Raw genomic sequence first — 23,702 nt, 5'->3', positions numbered from 1 at the left:
ATTATAAATCACTAAATTGTAAATGCAAATATGAACAGAGAAGAAATATATCGCCAGTTTGAGGAACTGGATAAACGTGCCTCGCTGGGTGGGGGCGTAGACAAGATAGAGAAACAACACGCCTCCGGCCGCATGACTGCCCGCGAACGTATTGACATGCTGCTGGACAAAGGCTCGTTCAATGAGCTGGACAAGTTCGTGAACCACCGTTGCACCAACTTCGGCATGGAGAAGAAACAGATTGCCGGAGACGGCATGGTGTCCGGTTACGGAAAGATAGACGGCCGCCTTGTATTTGTCTATGCCTACGACTTCACGGCGCACGGCGGTTCGCTCAGCGAGACGAATGCCGCAAAGATTGTGAAGGTGCAGCAGCTTGCCCTGAAGAACGGCGCTCCCGTCATTGCCCTCAACGATTCGGGCGGCGCACGCATCCAGGAAGGTGTGAACAGCTTGGCAGGCTATGCCTCCATCTTCTATCAGAATACCATTGCGTCGGGTGTCATTCCGCAGATATCCGCTATTCTGGGTCCGTGTGCCGGTGGGGCATGCTACTCTCCGGCGCTTACCGACTTTATCTTCATGGTAAAGGAGCAGAGCCACATGTTCATCACCGGTCCGGACGTGGTAAAGACCGTGACCCACGAGGAGGTGGACAAGGAGGAACTGGGCGGTGCCTATACGCATAGCAGCAAGAGCGGCGTTACTCACTTCATGTGCAATACGGAGGAGGAGACACTGATGAGCATCCGCGAGCTGCTGAGCTTCCTGCCGTCCAACAATATGGAAGATGCTCCCTTCACTCCCTGTTCCGACGATATCCATCGCCGGGTAGAGACGCTTCAGACCGTCATCCCCGAAGACCCGAACATGCCCTATGACATCAAGGATATTATAGAACCGGTGCTGGACAACCAGTACTTCTTCGAAGTGATGCCTCACTTTGCCAAGAACGTCGTTATCGGTTTCGGTCGTCTGAACGGGCGTTCGGTAGGTATCGTGGCAAACCAACCTGCCTATTTGGCGGGTGTGCTCGATATTGATGCCAGCGACAAGGCGGCACGTTTCATTCGTTTCTGCGACTGCTTCAACATCCCGCTGATAACCTTCGAAGATGTTCCCGGCTTCTTGCCCGGAACGATGCAGGAGCACAACGGCATCATCCGTCACGGCGCCAAGATTGTCTATGCCTACGCTGAGGCTACCGTGCCCAAGATAACGCTGATTACCCGCAAGGCATACGGCGGCGCCTACATCGTGATGTCCAGCAAGCCGACGGGTGCCGACGTGAACCTGGCTTATCCGCAGGCGGAAATCGCCGTGATGGGTGCCGAGGGTGCAGTGAACATCCTCTACCGCAAGTCCTCTGCCGAAGAGAAGCAGGAGATTATCAAGGAGTATGAAGACAAGTTCTCCAACCCTTACCGTGCCGCCGAGCGTGGCCTCATAGATGAGGTCATCATGCCGCGTGACACCCGCTACAAGCTGGTGCAGGCATTGGAGATGGCACACAACAAGAATCAGAGCAATCCACCGAAAAAGCACGGCAACATGCCTTTATAATAGTAGTTATTTTTTATGTGTGAAATGCGTATCCCCGGAGAAGTGATTTCTGTGGGGATATACTTTTTAAATAGAGAATTAAGAATTAAACAGTAATAAAAAGTAAAAACTAAAGATAGAAACTATGGAACTATTAAGAGGAGTTCTATAAATTAAAATATTGTAGTACAGTTGTTTATATGGTTCCAAGAGCGTAAATTTGCAGAAAATAAGAATTTTATAATGAACAAGTTATCCCGATACCGTAAGCTTCGTTATAATCAACTATTTGAGTCAGAGAATCGTGAATTGCGTTTGAATGAAATGGGCAATCCTCTTGAAGTGTTGTCTCAGTATGTTGATTTTGAGATCTTTCGTCCTACTCTTGAATCAGCCCTTTTTACCGGAGAGCGCAAAAGTAATGCCGGTCGTCCGCCGATAGACTGTGTGCTGATGTTCAAGGTCTTGTTTCTTCAGCGTTATTATGGTTTGAGTGACCATCAGATAGAGTATCAGATAGTTGAACGTACGAGGTTCCGCAAGTTTCTTGGTATTGAATGTGTTGACGATGTTCCTGACGAGAAGACGGTGTGGAAGTATCGCGAACTCCTGACAAATACAGGCGTTTATGACAAGCTTTTTTCGGAATTTCATAGTTTCATGGAAAGTAAGGGTCTGCAATTCAATGAGGGTCGCATCATTGATGCCAGTTTTGTTATTGCCCCTCGCCAACGTAACACCCGTGATGAAAATGAGCAGATAAAACAGGGAGCGGGTAATAAGTTGTGGAATGACAATCCCCACAAGAAGTGCCACAAGGATGTAGATGCCCGCTGGACAAAGAAGCGTGATGAGACTTTTTACGGCTACAAGCAGCATACTAAAGTTGAGAAACGCAATAAGATCATACTTTCTTATGATACCACGTCGGCAGAAGTGCATGATTCCAAAGGCTTTGAAGGACTGCTGGATGAAAAAGACGAAGGCAAGGACTTGTATTTGGACGCCGGTTATGTCGGACAAGAGGAGATTGTAAAACAGCATAAGATGAATCCGATAATTTGCGAAAAGGGCTACCGTAACCGTCCGCTTACCAAGGAGCAGAAATCAGACAATAGGAAAAAATCCAAGACACGTTGCCTTGTCGAGCATGTATTCGGGTTTGAGGAACAAACCATGCGTGGACTTGTGGTGCGTACAGTAGGGCTTATTCGTGCTAAAGCCAATGTAGCACTCACCAGTCTTGTGTATAACATCAGTCGTTACACGCAAATAATCAGGCTGAAACCTGAGTTGTTGGGGTGAATTATGCCTGCACATCCAATTTTTACAACAAACACAAGTTAATTATTGTAAAAATTGGGGGGGTAGAAAATATTCGCTAAATTTGAAAGACTAAAGCTCACAAATTGGGCAGTTAAAGAGTTCTGCTGTCTGATACAAGAGGATAAATTGAATTGATAGAACTCACCTTAAGAAACCTCTTTGAGGGTTATCCCAATCTTTGGGGCGGAGGAGTGGCACACTCTGTCCTGATTCTGTCCCTGGTCATCACCTTCGGTATCATGCTGGGCAAGTTGAAAGTGGCAGGCATCTCGCTGGGTGTCACCTGGATTTTGTTTGTGGGCATTGTCTTCGGACATTTCGACATGAACCTCGACGAACATCTGCTGCACTTCCTGAAGGAGTTCGGCTTGATACTGTTTGTCTATTCCATCGGTCTGCAAGTGGGACCGGGATTCTTCTCCGCTTTCAAGAAGGGCGGACTTACGCTGAACATGGTAGCAATGCTTTCCGTCTTCCTCAGCGTGGTTATCACCATTGTGTTGCACTTTGCCACCGGAATCCCCATTACTACGATGGTGGGTATCTTGTCCGGAGCCGTGACCAATACCCCCGGTCTGGGTGCTGCCCAGCAGGCAAACAGTGACCTCAACGGGGTGGATGCTCCGGAAATCGCACTCGGATATGCCGTTGCCTATCCGCTGGGTGTGGTGGGCTGCATCCTGGCGCTGCTAGCCTTGAAGATTTTCATGCGGATTAACACCCAAAAAGAAGAGGAGGATGCCGAGCACGGGCTGGGTCATCTGCAGGAGCTGACCGTGCGTCCCATATCGGTAGAGATACGCAATGAGGCAATAGACGGCAAGCGGATCAGAGATGTGAAACCATTGTTGAACCGTGCGTTTGTCATCTCCCGCATCCGGCACACCGGCAGTCAGGAAACAGAACTGGCGAATGCCGATACGGTGCTGCACATGCAGGATGAAATTCTGTTCATTGCCAACCCGAAAGATGTGGAGGCCATTGTTGCCTTCTTCGGAAGAAAAATTTCGGTGGAGTGGGAACGGGAGGACAAGAACTTGATTTCACGCCGCATCCTCATCACCAAGCCGGAACTGAACGGCAAGTCTCTGTCTCAGCTCAAGATACGTAACAACTTCGGTGCCTGCATCACCCGTATCAACCGTTCGGGCGTGGATCTGGTGGCAACTCCCCACTTGCAGTTGCAGATGGGAGACCGTGTGACGATTGTAGGCAGCGAGCTTGCCGTGAGTCATGCGGAGAAGGTGCTGGGTAACTCGCTGAAGCGTCTCAACCATCCCAACTTGATTCCTATCTTCCTGGGTATTGCCCTGGGATGTATCTTGGGCAGTCTGCCGTTCATGTTCCCCGGCATTCCCCAACCCGTGAAACTGGGATTGGCCGGCGGACCGTTGGTGGTTTCCATCCTCATCAGCCGTTTCGGGCCTCAATATAAGCTGATAACCTACACGACGATGAGTGCCAATCTGATGATACGCGAAATCGGTATCGCCTTGTTCCTGGCCTGCGTGGGGTTGGGTGCAGGAAAGGGATTCATCGATACCATTATCTACGAAGGCGGCTATGTGTGGATTGGCTATGGGGCCATCATCACGGTTATCCCGTTGCTGGTGACAGGATTCATGGGGCGCTATTTCTGGAAGCTGAACTACTATACGCTGATAGGTGTGCTGTCCGGAGCTAACACCAATCCACCTGCATTGGCCTATTCCTCGGACTTGACATCCTGCGATGCCCCTGCGGTGGGATACGCCACGGTCTATCCGTTGGCTATGTTCCTGCGGGTGCTGACGGCTCAGTTGCTGATACTGGCGTTGGCGTAGGGGTTCACCATGGATAATCTGTGTCAATCTGTGGTGCACGGATTGATTTGATAACAAGTAATGTAAAGGGAGCTAACAAGTAATGTCAGGCTGCTTTACATTACTTGTTATTTTTGTTTGTAGTATTCCTCCGCTTGTGCCAGTGTCTCCGGTTTGCCGATGTCGAACCAGCGGAATCCTTGCAGCGGATAGCCTTGTATGTGCACCTTTGTGCAGGCGGACAAGTAGAAAGGAATGATGGAGAACTTGCCGTTCCACTGCCCATCGTCCATCAGGTGGAAGAGGAAGGGGGAGATGATGTGGATACCTCCGAAGGCGAGTTCCCGGTACTTCGTTTCCCGGTAGTCGAAGCCTGCCGGTTTCACCTCTCCGGTGGACTTGTTTATCCAGCCGTGCAGGTGGTAGTCGTCGTCAAAAAGGAGATAGCGGGAAGTCTTGCGCTCGCTCACGAGCAGGGTAGACTCCGCATCGCTCTCCAGATGGTGGCGGTAGAGGCCTGCAAGGTCGATGTCCGTCAGAATATCCGCGTTGTGCACCAGGAAAGGTTCTTGTCCGTCCAGAAAGGAGCGTGCCTTTTTGATGCCTCCTCCGGTGTCGAGCAGCATGCCGCGTTCGTCGCTGATGTGAATCTCCGTGCCGAAGTTGTCGTGGGCACGGAGGAAGTCGATAATCTGCTCCCCGAAGTGGTGGATATTGACCGTTATCTCGTTGAATCCTGCTTCCTTCAACCGCAGTATCACCCGTTCCAGCATGGGCTTTCCTGCTACGGGAACGAGGGCCTTGGGCATGTGGTCCGTCAAGGGGCGCAACCGGGTGCCCAGGCCGGCGGCGAAAATCATGGCTTTCATATTGGCATATTCTCACATTAGCACATTAAACTTTGGCCTTAAACGTCTGTTCAATATTCTGTTCTCTATGTATCAGGTTCACTTGCACGCCGAACTTCTTGTGCAGATGTTCCGCCAGGTGTTGTGCCGAATATACGGAGCGGTGCTGTCCGCCGGTGCAGCCGAAGCAGACAGACAGATTGGTGAAGCCGCGTTCCATGTAGCGCTTTACGGAAGCGTCGACAAGGGCGTAGGCATGCTCCAGGAATACGGCTATCTCGCCGTCGTCTTCCAGGAAGCGGATAACGGGTTCGTCCAGTCCCGTGAAGGGTTTGTAACGCTCGTACTTGCCGGGGTTGTTCACGGCGCGGCAGTCAAAGACGAAACCTCCTCCATTGCCCGTGGAATCTTCGGGGATGCCTTTCTTGTAGGCAAAGCTGGTGACTTTCACCACGAGGCGGCGCTTTTGCAGGTCGTCTGTAAACTGTTTCAGTTCGGTGAGCTCGCGCAGAATCCGGCAGAGGTAAGGATATTCGGGGTAAGGCTCCTGGAGCAGCTGGCGCAGGTTCTCGATGGCGAAGGGGACACTTTGTATGAAGTGGGGCTTCTTCTCGAAGTAACCGCGGAAACCGTAGGCACCCAGCACCTGCATGGTGCGGAACAATACGAAGTGGCGAAGCTGGGCATAGAAATAAGCCTCGTCCACGGGCTGGTACTTGCGCAGGGCGTCGATGTATTCCTTCAGCAACTCTTGGCGCAGGCTGTCGGGATAGTTTGCTTTGGCCTGCCACAAGAAGGAGGCAACGTCGTAGTAGACCGGACCTTTGCGTCCGCCCTGGAAGTCGATGAGCCATGGTTCGTCGTCCTTTATCATGACGTTACGGCTCTGGAAGTCGCGGTACATGAAGGTGGCGGAGCTGCTACGGAGCAACACGTCTGCCATCTTCTGGAAGTCGTCCTCCAGCCGGTCTTCCTGAAAGTCCATCCCCGTAGCCTTGAGGAAGCAGTATTTAAAGTAGTTCAGGTCCCACAGAATGCTGCGGCTGTTGAACTCTGCCTGCGGGTAGCAGTAGGAGAAGTCCATGCCGTCGGCTCCGGCAAACTGCACGGCGGGCAGCAGACGGATGGTCTTGCGCAGTAACCGCTTCTCATCCTCGCCGAATACGCTGGTCTTGCGGCCTTTCTCGATGGCATTGAATAGGAGCGAGTCGCCCAGGTCTTCTTGCAGATAATAGATATCATCTTCGGAGCGGATGAACACTTGCGGTACGGGCAGTCCTTTCTGGCGGAAATGTTCTGCCATGTAGAGGAAGGCGCGGTTCTCCTCCACAGACTCTCCGCTGACGCCGATAAGTGTAGGACTTCCGATGAGGCGGAAGTAACGGCGGTTGGAGCCGGAGGAGGGGAGTTCGTCAATCTGTTCCGGTTCGTGTCCGGTATGTGCGATGTAGAGTTTCTTAAGTTCTTCGGTTATCATGGTGGTATGTTTTATTTTCGCAGCTAAGATAAAACTTTTGTCGGAGATATGCTTACCTTTGCAGGAGGAAAATATTTAATTTGATAGCTTCATAATGGATTCCATTCCTCAGTTTCTCATAGCCGCCCCTACATCGGGCAGTGGAAAGACCACCGTCAGTCGTGGACTGATGGCATTGTTTGTGAAGAAAGGTCTGAAGGTGCAGCCTTTCAAGTGCGGTCCCGATTATATAGATACCAAGTATCACGAGGCGGTATGCGGCCGTCCTTCCATCAATCTGGATACTTTCATGGCATCTCAGGAGCACGTAAGCAGTCTGTATGCACGCTATTCGGCAGATGCTGATGTTGCCGTGGTCGAGGGGATGATGGGGATGTACGACGGGTACGACCGCGACCGGGGCTCGTCGGCAGAAGTGGCACGGCTCTTGGGTATTCCTGTGGTGCTGGTGGTCGATGCCAAGTCGGCTGCCTATTCCATGGCTCCTTTGTTGTCGGGGTTCATCAATTTCCGTCCGGATATACGTATTGCGGGAGTTATCTTCAATCGTGTCGGCTCACCCCACCACTACCGGATGCTGCAGGAGGTCTGTGAAGACTTGAACGTGACTTGTCTGGGCTATCTGCCCAAACGGAAGGAACTGGAGCAGGAGTCACGCCATCTGGGGCTGGATTTCAGCCGTTCTAAGGAGACGGAGGGGCTGGACATGCTGGCAGGCTTGCTGGAGGAACATGTGGACTGGGAACTGCTGCTCTCGATAATCGGGCTTCCATTGCCTGCGGCGGCTGTGGAGGAGAAGTCGGTACTATCAGAGCCGGGGAAGCTGCATATCTCGGTAGCGCGCAACGAAGAGTCCTTTTCCTTCCTCTATGCGGAGCATCTGGATATTCTGCGCCGTATGGGCACGGTCACTTTCTTCAATCCGGAGCAGGACCGGGCTATTCCGCAAGAGACGGATTTGCTCTATCTGCCCGGCGGCTATCCCGAGAACCGTCTGGAGGAACTTGCCGGGGCAAGGCTTGCCAGGGAGTCTATCCGCAGCTATATAGAGGCTGGTGGCAGGACGCTGGCAGAATGCGGGGGGATGATATATCTTTCGCAGTCCGTTCTTTCTGATGGGGATACGGACGGGGGAAGTATTGATACCGATGGAAGAATCGCCGGAGATGGCGGGAGAAGCAGCGGAAGCGATGGAAGAAACGCCGGGAGCAGTGTAGGCAATATCAGAAATGAGATGGTAGGAGTATTACCTTTCAGCGTTACAAACGAGCGTAAACGCAGGAAACTGACATTGGGATACCGCCGGTTCGACTATAACGGATGGCGGCTTAAAGGACACGAATTCCATTATACGCAGTTTGCCGTGCCCGAAACTGATGGAAAAGAAGGTGGTGCGTGCAGTCTTCCTCCCTCGATAGCGCAGGTTTACAATGCCAAAGGAGAGAAGGTAACCACTCCCGTCTTTCGCTATAAGAACCTGATAGCCAGTTATACGCATCTGTATTGGGGCGAGGTGGATGTGATGGCTTTGTTCGGTGAACTCTAAAATAGCGCATTGATATTTTATGTAATTTCGTTTGTGTTCTTGAAATAGTGGAGTATCTTTGTTTTCATTTAAATATATTATGATTATGAAACTGAATACTTATCGCTTGTCTTCTTTGGAAGACCCTACTGATTTATCAAATAGAGTATGAAAAGAGTCTATACCAAAACTGGAGACAAAGGAACAACGGGTATTCATGGTGGCGCGCGTGTGCCGAAAGATGACATCCGTATCGAGGCAAACGGATGCCTTGATGAATTGAATGCCGTGATTGGTATCGTGCGCTCCATGCTGGCGGCAGAAGATGGTTGGCAGGAGTTGCTGCATGCTGTCCAGCGGGAACTGATGGTGGTGATGAGCCATGTGGCCACTCCCTCGGGAGTGGTGAACCCTAATCCGCTTTCTGCCGCAGAGCTCACGCTGCGCTGTGAGCAGGAGATGGATGCCATGACCGTCCTGCTGACGGACAACGGCTACTTCCTTTTGCCCGGTGGCACTCCCATATCAGCCCAACTGCAGTTTGCCCGTACCGTGGCCCGCCGTGCCGAACGCCGTTTGTGGACACTCCATCGCCAAGACCCCGTGAACGAGGATATCCTGCGCTTCATCAACCGCCTTTCGGACTTGTTCTTCGTCATGGCCCGCATGGAGATGCAGCGGCAGGACTGGCCGGAGGAGAAATGGCAGGAGTTTGCCTACAAAAGGAAAAGACAGTAAGCGCTTATCGCTAACTGCCGGGAAGCTGTTTTCAGCAGAGAGTTCCTGCTTGCTGTCCGAGCCTTAAATCATACAGACATGCCCGTACTTCCGCTTCACTGCCGATATGCTTTCCTGCATCGTCGGACAGTTTCACGCATTCGCGCCATTCCTGGTTGACGTTCATCTTGCACTGCGTCAGTTTCATTACGATGTTGGAGGGCTTGAAACCGGTATCATTCGTCAGATTGGTGCCGATGCCGAAGGAGCAGCGGATTTTGCCCCTGCAATGCTCCTGGATGTCGAGTGCCTTGCCAAAGTCGAGCGCATTGCTGAAGACGATGGTTTTAGTGGTAGGGTCGATGCCCAGTTCGCGGTAGCGGGCAACGAGCTTGTCGGTGAAATCGAATTCATCGCCGGAGTCGCAGCGTACACCGTCGAATAGTTTGGCCTGCTTGCGGCTCAGGTTACTTAGGAAAATGCCGGAGGTATAGGTATCGGACAGTGCGATGCCCAAGTCGCCGTCGTACACGTTCACCCAGTTTTCCAAGGCCATGTAGTTGGCGTGTTTGTAGCCGAACTGTGCGCCGTGGAACATGAACCATTCATGCGGATGCGTCCCCATAGGCTTCATGCCGTATTTCATGGCGAAGTGGCAGTTGGAAGTCCCGGTACAGTATTCGGCGGTTTCCTTCAGACGGCCTATGACTTTGTCCTGCACTTCGAACGAGAAGCGTCTCCGGGTGCCGAACTCCGAAAAATACAGCTGGCGCCGGTTGGAGAGTGCCACCTTTTCGGAAAGTTTGCAGAGTATGCCGTCCATGTCGGCCACGTTTCCCAAAGAACGGTTCTTTATTTCGGATACGATGGCAAGCAGAGGGACTTCGTAAAGGGTGGCCTTGTACAGATAGTCCGTGATTTCAATGTTCAGGTGCCGGTCCTCGTCCAGATGGATGCTTACCTTCTCCGGCTGGAAGCGGAAGGAGGAGAGCCACTCCCAATAGACCCTCGGCAGGAAACGGCAGTGGCAGGTCATGTACTCCAGCTCTTCGGCAGTGAGTACGGTTTGTGTCAGGCTGTCCACCGCCTCTTGCAGTTCCTTCAGAAACGTGTCCGTATAGGCGGTGTCGTCTCTGTCCTTAAAACTGAAAGTACCCATGGCATAGGGAAACAATTTGATGTAGGCATACGAGGTGGTGAATTTGTAAAGGTCTGTATCGAGTATGGTATGAATCATGGCAGAATATTCTTTGGTTATGATGTTCGATTTTGGGGATGAAGATAGTGAAAATTTCTTATTTGACCAGCCTCTATCTGTTAACAACGGCATATTCCTATTAAACCATGTTATAAATAAGGCTGTTATGGGCGGAAATTTTGGAGAATTCGGAGAAGTCCGTATATTTGTAATGTGTTTTTCATAGTATTAGATTTAAGGTTAACAAAAGATTGGCTGTCTGGGATAGATAGCCTTTTTTTATGCCTTCACTTTTCCTTCTCCGTAGAGGTGGCGTGTAGTGCAGAGCGCCAAAGTTCCATAGACCAATACTTGTATCCACATCGTCAGCATCTGCGGCCATACGTCGGCCAGCGTTCCACCCATTGAATTCAGTTTTACAAAAGCAAGTACGGCAGGACCTGCCGGAAACAGATAGTGGGCTGCCTGCCAATACCACGGCATCAGTTCCAGCGGATAAGACACGCCCGAAAGGAAGATATAGCCCACAGAGAAGAAGGCTATCATCAGCAACGGCGCTTCGGAGTCTGTAAACCAGCGGGAGACGGCCAGGGCAAGGAAACTCGTGCCCAGCAGGAAGGGTATCATCATTGTGACGATGTCTCCTCCGCTGCCGATGTGGGGGATGCTGAACAGATGCGGCAGCAGTCCCAGCAGGAATAGGGAGAACACCACATACAGCATGAAGTATACGAAGGTCCTGCCCCCGACAATCCGCCATACATCCTTTAGCGAGCCGGCATGCATCAGCTGTATTCCCTTTCTTTGGGCTTCCGCTTCCTCGCCCGTCAGCATGGCAATCACCATCAGCATCGTCTGGAAGATGATGACAATTAGGACGGCTGGAATCAGATACGAACCGTACCCCTCCCTATAGTTGTAGAGCGCCGTGCCGGACACGCTGACGGGAGCGGACGAAGCCACTGCCAGCACTCCTTGCGGAGGTAGGAATACGGTGCCCTCCATGCGGTGGGCATCGTTCACGGCAAGCATGACGCGCGCACTGGATTCTTGCAGTCCTTTGAAGTTGAGGAAAGTGTCCGTGGCGGCATAGAGTACGAAGACCGAAGTCTCGCCCCGTGCCACACGTGCCTCGAAGTCGGCAGGCAGGTAAAGGATGCCTGCCACGTCGCCCTGCTTCATCCATTGGCGGGCTTCGAGGATGTTGGGTGTCTGGCCGTAGACGGCGGTCTGGGGAGTGGCGTCGAGCAGTCGGATGTATTCGCGGCTGAGGGCGGAGTGGGAGAGGTCTACCACTGCGACGGGAGCCTTGCGCACCAGGTTGGGGGCGTACATGTAGTTGTAGAGCAGTCCGTAGAGGAAGATACCGCCTGCCAGCACGAGCAGGATGGCGGGATTGGTGGCGATGGCATGCCATTCGTGGCGGATGACGGAAGCTGTTGACAATGCGGTAGGTGTGCAAGGTGATGGGGAGGTGGGGATTGCTTCTTCCCTCGTTTCCTTTTTTATCCACCATTTCAGCAACGGCAGTATCAGTAGTGCTGCCAGCAAGAAGATGAAGAGTGTAGCTACCGACTGCCAGAAGTAGGCAAACCCTGCATCGAAGTAAATCATGGCTTGTGCCGCCTCCGTGAAGTGCCGCACGGGGAAGAGGTAGGAGGCCGCATGCACGGGCGCATACATGGCTGTAACGGGAAACGTGACTCCGGACAGCGTAGCCCCCAACGACCCCACCATGGATACTACACTGATGATATAGGCAATCTTGGGAAAGACAGAATAGATAAAGACCGCCAATGCCTGGGTAGCGATGATGAAGAGCACGGTCATTGCATTCATCAGCCACAGACTGCCAGCGAAGGGGATATGTAGCGGGCCGAACAGTACATAGTTTGCCAGGATACCGATGGACGAGAAGATGAGGGTATAGGGCAGCAGTTTCCCTGCTACGGCAGTGAGGATATTGCCTCGTGCCGTCTCCAGCCATTCGCCGACGCTGCCGAATTTCAGTTCGCTGCCTATGGAGTAGACGGTGGTGAGCAGGATGAGTATCTGGAACAGTACGAAAAAGAAAGGCTGGCTCAGGTAGATGGAGTAGTCCATGTCCGGATTGTAGAGGGGATGGGTACTGGCTTCTACGGGGAGCAGAAAGGTCTGTATCTGTTCTCCGCTTACTCCCAGTGCTTCGGCCTGCATCACGATGGGCGAGAGCGCCACGGAGGCAAGCGTATTCTCGAACGCCGCCATCAGCTCGCTGCCTACCGAGAGGAGGGCATAGTGGTAATAATAGGTGAGCGTTGCGCCAGCTCCCGTCACCGCCTTCTGTTCGAAGCGGGGCGGGATGACGAGGTAGCCGTATATGTCCTTCTGTTGCAATGCCCGGCGGGCGTCGGCTTCGTCGGTGAAGTGCTCCATCACACGGAAGGTGGGGGCGGCAGAGATGCGTCGGGAGATATTGCGCGAAGTGGCAGTGTTGTCCAGGTCGACGATACCCACGGGGATGTTCTCCATCTGTCCGTTTCCGAAGATGGTGGCCATGAAGAACAGACAGAACAAAGGCAGCACGAGGCAGACGCCGAGGTATAGACGGCGGGAGGTCATGCGGTGCCATTCGCGACGGATAACCATGCGGAGCGCTTTCATTGCGTAGCCAAATTCTTTATCTTTCATTTTTTATTCTTCATTTTTAAGAGTACGGACATCCCCGGTCTCAATCCCTCTACCTGCTGTGTGGGACGTGCGTGTATCTCGAACGTCTGCATGTCATAGCTGCCCGTCTGTTTGGTGGATTTCCAGGTGGCGAAGCTGCCCAGCGGACTGATGTAATAGATGCGGAATTCAATGTCCTTGCCGTCGATGGCGGGGACATCGGCACGGAAAGTGCCTCCTATCTTGAATTGCGGCATCAGGTCCTCGCGTATGTTCAGTACCACGTGTGCATCGTCCATCACGACGAGGCTCATGATGGGAGTTCCGGGAGCCACCAGTTCTCCGCGTTTGGGGAAGATGGTGGCTATCTGGCCGTCTTCGGGAGCGGTGAGACGGGAGTCGACGAGGAGGGAGGAGACTTCATCGACGGTGCTTCGCGCCGCTTCCACCAGGCTGCGGGCCGAGGCGCGGTCCTCGCTCTGCGCTCCGTCTACGGCCATCTGGTATTGCTCGTAGGCGGCACGTTCGGCGGCTTGGGCAGCTTTGTACATGGCTTCCACCTCGTCACGCCGCTGGGAGGTGACGACACTGTCCTTATAAAGCGTTACAATGCGCTGGTAAGTGGTCTTGGCGAGGGCAAGGTCGCTCTGCGTCTTGTTCCAGAGTTGCCGGGCGGTGGCCACAATCTGGCGGCGGGTGCCGGCGTCTATCTTCTTGTTCTGCTCCTGGGCCACCTGCTCCAGGGCATTCACCTGGCGGTATTTGGCTTCGATGGTGGGGCTGTTGATGACGACAAGCGTATCGCCTGCCTTCACCCAGTCGCCCTCTTGTACGAGGAAGGAGTCCACACGTCCGGGCAGCTTTCCGCTGATACGTATTTCCGTTGCTTCCACTTGTCCTTGCAGGACCAGGGGCTGCCGGCTCATGAGTAACATGCCGGCAAGCGAAATGATGACCGTTGCGGCCAGGATAATGACGAATGCAATGCTGATGCTTTTATTATTGATTTTCATAATAGGTTTTAATAAGTTGTCTCGAAATATTTCTCGAACCGTTCCGGCGTTCCGCAGATAGCCAGCAGGTTCATCAGTGCCACATCATATTCGTAGTAGGCTGCCAGACGCGCCACGCGGACGGTTGCCAGCATCGTTTCCGCATCTACGACCTCGGTACTGGTTGCCATGCCTTCGGCAAAGGATTTCTTGCGGATTCGCACCAGCTCTTCGCTCAGCTCGATGGTGGTATTCAAGGCGCGTACGTTGTCTTGTGCCTTTTGCAGTTGGGTGTAGAGCTTGTCGATGCCTACGCTCAGGTCTTCTTTGGCTTTTTCTTGTCCCAGGGCAAGGGTCTGCTGGGCTATCTTCGACTGGCGGATGCGCTTCTCACGTGCCAGTCCGTCGAACAGGTTCCAGGTGAATCCCACGCCTACGATGGTGCGAGGGAGAAGATTGCTTTGTATGCCGTGGGCATAGAGGGTCTGCTTGCCGAATACGGCGATGTCCGGCAGGTAGCCGCTCTGGTCGATGCGGAGCTGCTGGCGGGCAATCTGTGACTGCAGTTGCAGTTGGTTCACGGTGTAGTTCTCCACCCGCATGGCTTGCAGGAACTCCTCTTTGGCGGGTAGTTGGTCGTTGATGAAAAGCTCCGAGGTAGGATGGATGCTGCATGTGTCTTGCAGGTTGAGCAGGGTGCGTAGGGCACTTTGCACGACGGAGGCCTCCTTCCGGGCAGCCTCCAGTGAGCGGGAGGCTTCGTCCATATTCACTTGGGCAAAGAGCCGGCCTGCCTTGTCTATCATGCCGGCAGCTTCCAGTTTAAGGGCATTCTGGTAATGGCGTTGCAGGCTGTTGTAAGTCTCCTGCCGCACGCGTACCACTTCTTGGGCAAGTTTCAGCCCGAAGTAGCTTTCTGCCAGCAGGGTGCGTTGCGTGGCATCGGTCTGTCCCCGGTTTTCGCGGGCAATGTCTATCATGGTGTTGCCTATCTTCGAGGCCCGGATGCGCTTGCCGCCGGAGAATACGACCCATTCAGCGGTCAGGCCGACGGAAGTCAGGTTGCGTGGAGCCAGTGGAAAGGCAAGGGTATGGGAGCCTATCTGGTCGAGTATGCTGCTGATGAATTGGTCGTCCGGCACGATGTTGTGCACAAAGTCCTTTGCCGGGTCGGTGAACTGAGAAAGGGGCTGTTTTACCTCTATCTTTTCGGAAAGATGCACGAACGTACCGGCACCTTGCAGGGAGGGGTACCAGAGGGCATTCAGTTTGTCACGTTCCGCACGGGCGGCTTCAATTCCCTTGTCAGCTATTTTCAGGCTGCGGTTGCCGTTTTGCATCTGCCTTAGGGCATCACCGAAGCTAAGGGGAAGGGAGGTTTGTGCGGCCACTCCACCGATGGCAAGCAGCATGCAGGCAGCAGCCGGAAAAAATCTCCGGCATAATAGATTATTCATAAGTTCGTTCGGTTTAGGGGTTCTTGTTTCTCTAAACAAGAGGAGGTGGGAATTGTTCAGTAGTCATCTTTTTGAATAGAACGTTACAAATATAACGAATAGTTTCCGAAGATATGGCTTATGAATGGGAGAGATATTCGGATTTGCACTATCTTTGCATTCGCTAAAATGGAATTTATGGAGAAACTTCATCCGATTATGTTTGCCGGGACGGGCAGTGATGTGGGAAAGAGCATCATTGCTGCCGCCTTCTGCCGCATCTTCAAGCAGGACGGCTATCAGCCCGCACCGTTCAAGGCACAGAATATGGCGCTCAATTCATTTGCCACTCCCGAAGGGCTGGAGATAGGCCGTGCCCAGGCTGTGCAGGCAGAAGCCGCCGGAGTGCCTTGCCACACGGACATGAATCCGCTGCTGCTGAAACCGCAGTCGGACCACACCTCGCAGGTTGTCCTCAACGGGCGTCCTATCGGCAACCGCAATGCTTATGAGTATTTCCGCAAGGAAGGACGCGACGAGCTGCGCCGGGAGGTTTGTGCTGCCTACGACCGCCTTGCCGCTCGCTATAATCCCGTTGTGCTGGAAGGCGCGGGAAGCATCTCCGAAATCAATCTGCGGGATACCGACCTTGTCAATCTGCCGATGGCCCTGCATGCCGGAGCCGATGTAATCCTTGTGGGGGACATTGACCGTGGCGGTGTGTTTGCCAGTGTCTATGGTTCGCTGATGTTGCTTCGTCCCCATGAGCGGGAACGCATTAAAGGAATTCTTATCAACAAGTTCCGGGGGGATATACGTCTCTTCGAGTCGGGCATTACGATGCTGGAGGAGCTTTGCGGCATTCCCGTTGTCGGGGTAGTACCTTACTACCGTGATATCTACATTGAAGAAGAAGACTCCGTGGCGCTTGCCGCAAAGTCTGTCCGTGCCGAGAAGGGAAAGGTGAACATCGCCGTCATTCTGCTGCGCCACCTCAGTAACTTCACCGATTTTAATGTCCTGGAACGTGACCCGCGCGTACATCTCTTCTATACCAACAATGTGGATGAGTTGGCAAAGGGCGACGTCATCCTGCTGCCCGGTTCCAAGAGCACGCTTGATGATCTTTACGAATTGCGCCGTAACGGTGTGGCGGCTGCCATCATCCGTGCCCATCGTGAAGGTGCCACCGTGATGGGTATCTGCGGCGGCTATCAGATGATGGGGCAGGAGGTGCTCGACCCTGAGCATGTGGAGGGGGACATCGAACGCCTGCCCGGACTGGGGCTGTTGCCCATCAGTACCCGCATGTCGGGAGAGAAGGTGACCCGCCAGGTGAAGTTCGGTCTGTGCAATCCCCATTCTCCATCTTCCACTCTCCATTCTCCATTCATGCAGGGCTATGAAATCCATATGGGAGTGACCACCCCTGTGGAAGGTACTCCCGATTCTCCCTTGAATCTTCTGGAGAACGGCTCTACCGATGGTTACTACGTGGACTCCACCTGCATGGGGACTTATATTCATGGCATTCTCGACAATCCGGAATTCATAGATTTCCTGCTTGCGCCTTTTGCAGACAAACTGTCCGGGAATGCCGGCGCTTTCGATTACCATACATTCAAAGAAGAACAATACGATAGGCTTGCCGAGCACGTGCGCCGCCACGTCAACCTGCCGCTTATCTACCAAATATTGACAAAGAACCATGATTGAAGGACACGGAGACGATTCCTATAAATACAGCCGTCCCATTACGGCAAACTTCAGCTCGAACGTTTACAGCAGGGTAGACCTCTCTGCCTTGAAGGCGCATCTGTGTGCCCGGATTGACGGCATCGGCAACTATCCCGAACCGGAGCCTTACACGCTTGAGGCCTGCCTTGCCCGCCGCCACCGTCTTCCTGCCGAGGCAGTGTGCGTGACGAACGGAGCTACCGAAGCCATTTATCTCACCGCGCAGACTTTCCGCGGGACAAACACCGCCATTGTGCAGCCCACTTTCAGTGAATATGCCGATGCCTGCCGCATGCACGGCCATCGGGTCACTTCCCTCTATCGGCTTCCTGCGGAGAGCGAGGGGTATCGCTTGCCGGAAGAGGTGCGCATGCTGTGGCTGTGCAATCCCAATAACCCTACCGGAACGGTCGTGGAGAAGGAATATCTGGCAACACTTATCAGTCATAATCCGCAGGTATGTTTCGTCATCGACCAGTCTTACGAGTTTTTCACCTTGCGTCCGCTTTTCTCTGCTGCCGAGGCGGCGGAATTTCCCAACGTTCTGCTGCTGCACTCCATGACCAAGCGTTATGCCGTTCCCGGTCTGCGACTGGGATATGTCACCGGCGCTCCCCACCTGCTGCATCGCCTGCGTACCAACCGTATGCCCTGGTCGGTCAACCAGCTTGCCATTGAGGCGGGGCTCCATCTGCTGGAACATGATGTTCCCAATCCGCTGGATGTGGCGTCTTACTTGCAAGAGGCTGCCCGCCTGCGCAGTGCGCTCGAGGCATTGGGAGGACTGGAAGTATGGGCCACCGAAACCCATTTCATGCTGGTGTGCCTCCGTATGGGTAGGGCTTCCGCCTTGAAAGACTATCTGGCAGGGGAGCATGGCATCTTGATTCGGGACGCCTCCAACTTTGACGGGCTGAATGAGCACTTCTTCCGCATAGCCGCCCAGAGCCGGGAGGAGAATGACAGGCTTGTAAAAGCAATAGGACAATGGCTTGAGGAGGAATAACCGATGGAAGAAGATGTACTTATACTTTTGGGTGTCGCCTTCAACTTGAACCTGCCGCTTCTCACAGCCTGGCTGCTCGACCACTGGCTGGGCGACCCGGCGTGGCTACCCCATCCGGTGGTGGCTTTCGGCAAAGCCATTTCTTTCTGTGAGCACCGGTTGAACCGGGGCGATTCGCGTTTCCTGAAAGGAGCGCTTATGACGGTGCTCCTCGTGGCAGGTGTGTATTTCGTCACGCTTCTGCTACTCCGCTTGGCTGCACTCTTTTCTCCGGGCATGCTGCTGACGGTGCAGATACTGCTGATATTCTATTGCTTGGCGGGCACTACGCTGGTTCGCGAGGTGCGTATGGTGTTCAAGGCGGTGGACCGTTCCTTGGAGGAAGGGAGGATGCAAGTGGCACGTATCGTTGGGCGTGATACGTCTGCGCTCTCGGCGCAGGAGGTACGAACCGCGGCATTGGAGACTTTGGCGGAGAATCTGAGTGACGGGGTCGTTGCTCCCTTATTCTGGTATCTGCTGTTGGGAGTTCCGGGCATGCTTGCCTATAAGATGGTGAACACGCTGGATTCCATGGTCGGCTACAAGAATGAACGCTATCGTCGGTTCGGCTGTTTTGCTGCCCGTTTGGATGATGTTGCCAATTATATTCCTGCTCGTCTGACAGCCTTTCTGATGGTACTGGTTTCCGGTCGCCTTTCCTTGTTTGCTTTTGTGGGCAGATATGGCAGCCAGCATGCCAGTCCCAATTCCGGTTATCCGGAAGCCGCCCTTGCCGGTATTTTGAATTGCCGTTTCGGGGGTCCGCACAACTATTTCGGCGAGGAGGTATGGAAACCTTATATCGGTTCTAATGAACGGCCTCTGAAGACAGAAGATATGCGTGTGGCTGTCCGCATCAACCGGCGTGTGGAGTGGTGGATGGTAGTTGCCGTAATAGTGACATCGACCTTGGCTTCCTTTTGTTTTTAAAATGTTGTTATTTTAACTGATTCTTTGTCCGTTCCAAAAAGATATAATATCTTTGCAAGACCGCGTTGCATTAAAAATGTAACTTTTAAAGCAGACAAAGTCTTATAAATGAGGATAAAGCAACTATATATATTCCTTTTCTTTATTTGGTTCGGGAGCACAATAATTGCATCGGCAACAGATAAAGCGGATTCTTGGACTAAAGAAAAGGAAAGTATAGTCCATGAGGTCATCTCCACTTTTCACAACAGCCTCGGTTTCGACTATCTGACCCGGGAGGAGTGTGACTCGCTGAATGCCGACGGCCTTTTGTCCCAATTGGATGAATCCCAGCGCTATTACACCTATTTCGAACTGGAAAGGATACTTATAAAATCCTCCCTTTTCCGTGGAGAAATCCGTATGGCCATTGCCCAGAGCGACCAGATGTACTCCAAAGCCCGCGCGCTTGCCTACCCCTTCGGCAATGCCCTTGCGCTGAATGCCATGGGAGAGGTGTATAGCTATACCGGCAGGCTTCGGGAAGCCGGTGCCGCTTACGAAGAGTCTTTGAGACTGCTGGATGGGATGGACGGGGAGGATGTGCATATCCGCATGCTACTGGTGGAACTGATAGATTATAACCTGCGCATACGGAATGTAAACGGTGCCTCGCGTTATCTTGCACGTCTGAACCTCTATCCAGAAGACCGGCTTTCTCCGCTGGAGCTGGCCATGCGTCACATCTCCAATGCTTCCTGCCAATTATTCAAGGGTGACTTGAAGGCCGCCAGCCATCATCTGGTACAGATAGGCCAGCTTGAAGCGCAACTGATTCCGGAGATACGGCAATACCTTCTGATTATAGATGCCCGTTATCTGGTGGCCACCGGAGAGCATGAGGCAGCCTTGACCGCCTACAATGATTTCCTTCAAACCGAATATGCCCGGATAAACCATAACATCTACAAGGAAGCTCTGCTCGAAAAGGCGGATTTACTGGTGAAGATGGGGAACAAGGAAGAAGCCTACGGACAGTACGGCAAGGTCTTTTCGTATATCAAGACTTCGTTCGAGAAGAACTATCCCAAGGAGATAGACCGGCTCTGTACCCGTTTCCAGGCCGACCAACTGGCCTACCAGAACGAACGCGACCGCATTGTATCCATGCGTTTCTATCTGGCAGGCATCATTGTGTCCGTACTGTTTCTGATATTCCTCCTGGTGCTGGGCTGGAAGAAGATATTCCGTTTGAAGCGTTCCCAGATGCGGCAGGAGGCGATGAAGGAGAAAGCGGTGCAAGCCATACAACGGAAGAATATGTTTCTTTCGAACATGAGCCATGAGGTACGTACGCCGCTGAATGCCATTGTCGGATTCTCGGCGGTACTGACGGATGAGGACGAGTCATTCGATGACGAATCGCGCCGGGAATTCTCCGAAATTATCAAGGTGAATTCCTTTCAGTTGCTGAAACTTATCAATGACATTCTGGATTTCTCGGATTTCGAGAATGACAATATAACCTTCAACATCCGTACGCATGATGCCGTGAAGTTGTGTAATGAGGTCGTGGAGACCGTGATGGCCTCGCGCAAGCTGGAGGTTGAAATGCGTTTTGACACGGATTTGTCCGTCCTGATGCTGGATACGGACGATGCGCGCCTCCGCCAGGTCTTGATAAACCTGCTGGTGAATGCCGCCAAGTTTACGGAACAAGGCTCCATCGTGCTGGAACTGAAGATGGCTGATGCCGGTACGGCACTTTTCTCCGTGACGGATACCGGATGCGGCATTCCACCGGAAAAGCAGCACTTGATTTTTGAACGCTTTGAAAAGCTGAATGATTTTGTGCAGGGAAGCGGACTGGGCCTTTCCATCTGCCAACTGATTGTGAAATATATGAACGGCAAGCTGTGGGTGGACAGTGGGTACACCCGTGGCGCGCGTTTCTGTTTTACGCATCCTTTGAAGTATAATCCCGCATTACACGGAGGAACGGCGCAATGAAACGAATACTGATTCTCATCCATGTTTTGTTTTGCGGATATATCTGTCCGCTGCTGGCAGAAGACACGGGGGCTGTCCGGTATCAGGACAGCATCCTGAAGGTTGCCGATACCCTGCCGGCCACCCTTGTCCGGCTGACGTATCTCCGTGACATGGCCTACAAGCACCAGTATGCTCCCTATAACATGACTTTTTCCACCCGTCTGTACGAGGAGGCGCGGCGGCAGAAGAACGCTTTCTATGAGAATATGGGCGCTTACTATCTGGCGGCATGTTATGACAAGAAACACGACCCGGACAGTCTGTCGTATTGGGTGGATGTGCTGAAGGATTTTGTCCCTCAGGTAGGCACTTACGATTATTATCTGGAGCAGAAGGCTGCCATCAGCCGCGCCCTGGCTTCCAAGAGACAGATAGAGAAAGCGGTGTATGTGGCTAAGGAGACGTTGGAGGAATCAAAACTCCGCCATAGCAATAACGGGATGATAGCGGCGTATAACAGCTTGGGGTGTGCCTACGGAGTGTCCAGCCGTCCGAATGAGGCACTGGACGCTTTCTTGGAGGCTTACCGGAATTTCTCTCCCCAGACAAAGACCAGCCTGAAAGTGGATATACTGTCGCGTATTGCCCAGGTATACGGCAATGGCGGTAAAGACAGCTTGAAGCTGCCCTATTTGCATGAAATGGACATGACGTTGCAGACGGTTATTTCCAAAGAACCCGAGACAAGGAAGAACTGGAGCAATTTCGAGATTGACTGCGAAGTGAAGTATATCCTGCACTACATGAACCGGAAGAACTTTACAGTGGCACACGAGCATATTGAGAAAGTGAAGAAACTGCTTGAGCCGCATGTAGATCCCGTCTTCTGGCTGAATGTCCAGTTGATACAGCTTCAATACTATGCCAAGACCGATGAGTATGACAAAAGCATCGCATTGATAGACGAGGTGACCCCTACGGTACTGAACAACTACGTTTCCACCTTTGCCACTTTGATAAACTACAAGGCGAGTACGCAATATGACAAGGGGGACATTGACGGGGCCATCGAGACCCGGCGCTACCTCATACGCAAGCAGGATTCGCTGAACAATGCCTTCTCGGCCAACCAGTTGAAGCAGGTCAAGGAGATTTACCACATTGACGAGCTGCTGTTGGAGAAGCAGAAGATTCAGGACATGAATTACCGTATAGGATTTATATTCCTGGGCGTTTGCCTGCTGCTGATGCTGCTTTTCTACTTGTATACGCGCTATGTCTCCGGAAAGATTGCTGTCGTAGAGAAGAAGACGGCCGAAGCCGCCTTGCAGGCAGAGACGGACAACATCGCGAAGGAGCGTCTGAAATCGGAAATCAGCCATGATATACGTACCCCGCTGAATGTGGTGGTGGGCTTTGCCGAATTGCTGACCGGGAAAGAGGAGCTGGATAAAGAGACTAAGAGGGAGTACGGGCAGATGATTCAGACCAATGCGGAAAGTCTGCTGAATTATGTCAACAGCATTCTGGAGTTGTCCCGCTTGGAGTCCGGCAAGATTCAGTATGAGGACGAGGAGTGTGACATTATTCAGTTGTGCAGTGAGGTGCTGGATAAAGTGAACGGCCGTGAGGAGAGCACTGTGTCTGTCAGCCTGCAGACCGACCTCAAGGAACAGTTTGCGAGGACAGACCGGAGGTGGTTCGATACATTGCTTGTCAGCATGCTGACTCCGTCAGAGAATGACACTGCCCGTTATGAGGCGATTATCCGCATCAGACGGGACCGCACTAGGTCGGCCCTCTATTTCGATGTGGTCAACGCCCCGTTTGCAAAGGTACATTTTGAGAATAAAACGAGCTTGATTCGCCATGAAATCAATGCCCATTTTATTCATTATTTTGGAGGTATCTACAAGGTGCAAACCGAAGCGGAGGAAGGCCCTACTATTTCGTTCACTATTCCTTGTCGAGATTGATGCGGACGATGCCGCCGTAGGGCGTCAATGCGTCGAAGGCTTCTTCGGCTTTAAGGATTCCGGCATAGAGTTGTGCGCAGATTAATACGCCTCCGTGTGCGAAGATGGCAACGCGTGTATAGGGCTTCTTCTTTAATTCGTCCAAAAACTGGCTGACACGCCGGTATTGCATGGTAAAAGATTCTCCACCGGTAGCTGCCACGTTCATGTAGTCGGCATACCATTCCTGCAAGCGTGGGTCTTCATTCTGCTCGAACGGCTTCATCTCCCAGTCGCCAAAGTTGATTTCCATAATCCGTTTGTCCCGTTCTGCATCGGGATAGCCGCAATAGGTGGCGAGGCGCACGCAGCGGGTCAGGGGACTGGTGTAGACGTGGTCGAACGGAAGGTATGCCTTCAGGTTTTCTGCTGTCACGGCGGCTTCCGCTTCAAATGTGGGTTTCAGGGGAACATCGGTCTGTCCGTAGCATACGCCCGGAGGAACATCTACCGAAGTGTGTCGAATGAGTATTACTTCCATCTTTAATT

Annotated in this window: 17 protein-coding genes; 10 read left to right on the top strand and 7 right to left on the bottom strand. The window is 52.7% G+C overall.

The window, feature by feature from the left end; genetic code table 11:
* Nucleotides 1-30 precede the first annotated feature (30 nt).
* The 3 genes from HUX74_RS00190 (at nucleotide 31) to HUX74_RS00180 (ending at nucleotide 4,691) form a co-directional block, all read left to right on the top strand.
* The gene (locus tag HUX74_RS00190; RefSeq protein ID WP_022401007.1) at nucleotides 31-1,563 is read left to right on the top strand and encodes an acyl-CoA carboxylase subunit beta; all 1,533 of its coding nucleotides are present in this window, start codon (nucleotides 31-33) and stop codon (nucleotides 1,561-1,563) included.
* 222 nt (nucleotides 1,564-1,785) lie between these two features.
* Nucleotides 1,786-2,847, top strand: a complete 1,062-nt coding sequence (locus HUX74_RS00185; protein ID WP_174645984.1) for an IS5-like element IS1169 family transposase — start codon at nucleotides 1,786-1,788, stop codon at nucleotides 2,845-2,847.
* Nucleotides 2,848-3,002: 155 nt separating this feature from the next.
* On the top strand, nucleotides 3,003-4,691 hold the full coding sequence (locus HUX74_RS00180) for a putative transporter (protein WP_174646727.1): 1,689 nt from the start codon (nucleotides 3,003-3,005) through the stop codon (nucleotides 4,689-4,691).
* A 107-nt stretch (nucleotides 4,692-4,798) separates the two neighbouring features.
* Here the strand turns inward: HUX74_RS00180 and HUX74_RS00175 are convergent, their stop codons facing one another.
* Together HUX74_RS00175 and HUX74_RS00170 are read right to left on the bottom strand one after the other, a co-directional pair.
* Nucleotides 4,799-5,539 (bottom strand): nucleotidyltransferase family protein, encoded by a 741-nt coding sequence (locus tag HUX74_RS00175; RefSeq protein ID WP_174645983.1) that lies wholly within the window; start codon nucleotides 5,537-5,539, stop codon nucleotides 4,799-4,801.
* Nucleotides 5,540-5,564: 25 nt separating this feature from the next.
* On the bottom strand, nucleotides 5,565-6,995 hold the full coding sequence (locus tag HUX74_RS00170; RefSeq protein WP_174645982.1) for a phosphotransferase: 1,431 nt from the start codon (nucleotides 6,993-6,995) through the stop codon (nucleotides 5,565-5,567).
* Between the two features lie 94 nt (nucleotides 6,996-7,089).
* Between HUX74_RS00170 and HUX74_RS00165 the strand changes: the two genes are divergently transcribed.
* A complete protein-coding gene (locus tag HUX74_RS00165) occupies nucleotides 7,090-8,541 on the top strand; it encodes a cobyrinate a,c-diamide synthase (RefSeq protein ID WP_174645981.1) in 1,452 nt (483 codons plus the stop codon).
* A 147-nt stretch (nucleotides 8,542-8,688) separates the two neighbouring features.
* Nucleotides 8,689-9,258, top strand: coding sequence for a cob(I)yrinic acid a,c-diamide adenosyltransferase (locus HUX74_RS00160; RefSeq protein WP_022401002.1), 570 nt, complete (start codon nucleotides 8,689-8,691; stop codon nucleotides 9,256-9,258).
* 31 nt (nucleotides 9,259-9,289) lie between these two features.
* On the opposite strand, the gene pncB is transcribed toward HUX74_RS00160, so the two are convergent.
* The 4 genes from pncB to HUX74_RS00140 all read right to left on the bottom strand — a co-directional run bounded on the left by pncB (nucleotide 9,290) and on the right by HUX74_RS00140 (nucleotide 15,533).
* Nucleotides 9,290-10,474: a nicotinate phosphoribosyltransferase gene (pncB, locus tag HUX74_RS00155; protein ID WP_174645980.1), complete on the bottom strand. Its 1,185-nt coding sequence runs from the start codon at nucleotides 10,472-10,474 to the stop codon at nucleotides 9,290-9,292.
* 240 nt (nucleotides 10,475-10,714) lie between these two features.
* On the bottom strand, nucleotides 10,715-13,105 hold the full coding sequence (locus HUX74_RS00150; protein ID WP_174645979.1) for an ABC transporter permease: 2,391 nt from the start codon (nucleotides 13,103-13,105) through the stop codon (nucleotides 10,715-10,717).
* On the bottom strand, nucleotides 13,102-14,097 hold the full coding sequence (locus HUX74_RS00145) for an HlyD family secretion protein (protein WP_174645978.1): 996 nt from the start codon (nucleotides 14,095-14,097) through the stop codon (nucleotides 13,102-13,104). Before HUX74_RS00145 ends, HUX74_RS00150 begins: the two co-directional genes overlap by 4 nt.
* 8 nt (nucleotides 14,098-14,105) lie before the next feature.
* Nucleotides 14,106-15,533, bottom strand: a complete 1,428-nt coding sequence (locus HUX74_RS00140; protein ID WP_117599550.1) for a TolC family protein — start codon at nucleotides 15,531-15,533, stop codon at nucleotides 14,106-14,108.
* A 177-nt stretch (nucleotides 15,534-15,710) separates the two neighbouring features.
* On the opposite strand from HUX74_RS00140, the gene HUX74_RS00135 reads away from it, so the two are divergent.
* The 5 genes from HUX74_RS00135 to HUX74_RS00115 all read left to right on the top strand — a co-directional run bounded on the left by HUX74_RS00135 (nucleotide 15,711) and on the right by HUX74_RS00115 (nucleotide 23,174).
* Complete coding sequence (locus tag HUX74_RS00135) at nucleotides 15,711-17,228, top strand: cobyric acid synthase (protein WP_174645977.1); 1,518 nt, start codon at nucleotides 15,711-15,713, stop codon at nucleotides 17,226-17,228.
* A complete protein-coding gene (locus HUX74_RS00130) occupies nucleotides 17,221-18,255 on the top strand; it encodes a threonine-phosphate decarboxylase (RefSeq protein ID WP_057258550.1) in 1,035 nt (344 codons plus the stop codon). Before HUX74_RS00135 ends, HUX74_RS00130 begins: the two co-directional genes overlap by 8 nt.
* A 3-nt stretch (nucleotides 18,256-18,258) precedes the next feature.
* Entirely contained in the window at nucleotides 18,259-19,227 is a 969-nt protein-coding gene (gene cbiB, locus HUX74_RS00125) for an adenosylcobinamide-phosphate synthase CbiB (protein ID WP_009038530.1), read from the top strand.
* A gap of 108 nt (nucleotides 19,228-19,335) precedes the next feature.
* Nucleotides 19,336-21,216, top strand: a complete 1,881-nt coding sequence (locus HUX74_RS00120; protein WP_119961920.1) for an ATP-binding protein — start codon at nucleotides 19,336-19,338, stop codon at nucleotides 21,214-21,216.
* A complete protein-coding gene (locus HUX74_RS00115; RefSeq protein WP_117599555.1) occupies nucleotides 21,213-23,174 on the top strand; it encodes a sensor histidine kinase KdpD in 1,962 nt (653 codons plus the stop codon). The genes HUX74_RS00120 and HUX74_RS00115 overlap by 4 nt, the downstream gene beginning before the upstream one ends.
* Here HUX74_RS00115 and cobC read toward each other — a convergent pair.
* Nucleotides 23,155-23,694: an alpha-ribazole phosphatase gene (gene cobC / locus HUX74_RS00110; protein WP_057252470.1), complete on the bottom strand. Its 540-nt coding sequence runs from the start codon at nucleotides 23,692-23,694 to the stop codon at nucleotides 23,155-23,157. The two genes, HUX74_RS00115 and cobC, sit on opposite strands and share 20 nt — an antisense overlap.
* Between the last annotated feature and the right edge of the window lie 8 nt (nucleotides 23,695-23,702).

The organism is Bacteroides sp. Marseille-P8574 (assembly GCF_902825465.1).
GTDB classification, from domain to species: Bacteria; Bacteroidota; Bacteroidia; order Bacteroidales; family Bacteroidaceae; genus Bacteroides; species Bacteroides uniformis.
This window is presented reverse-complemented; position numbering and strand designations above follow the sequence as displayed.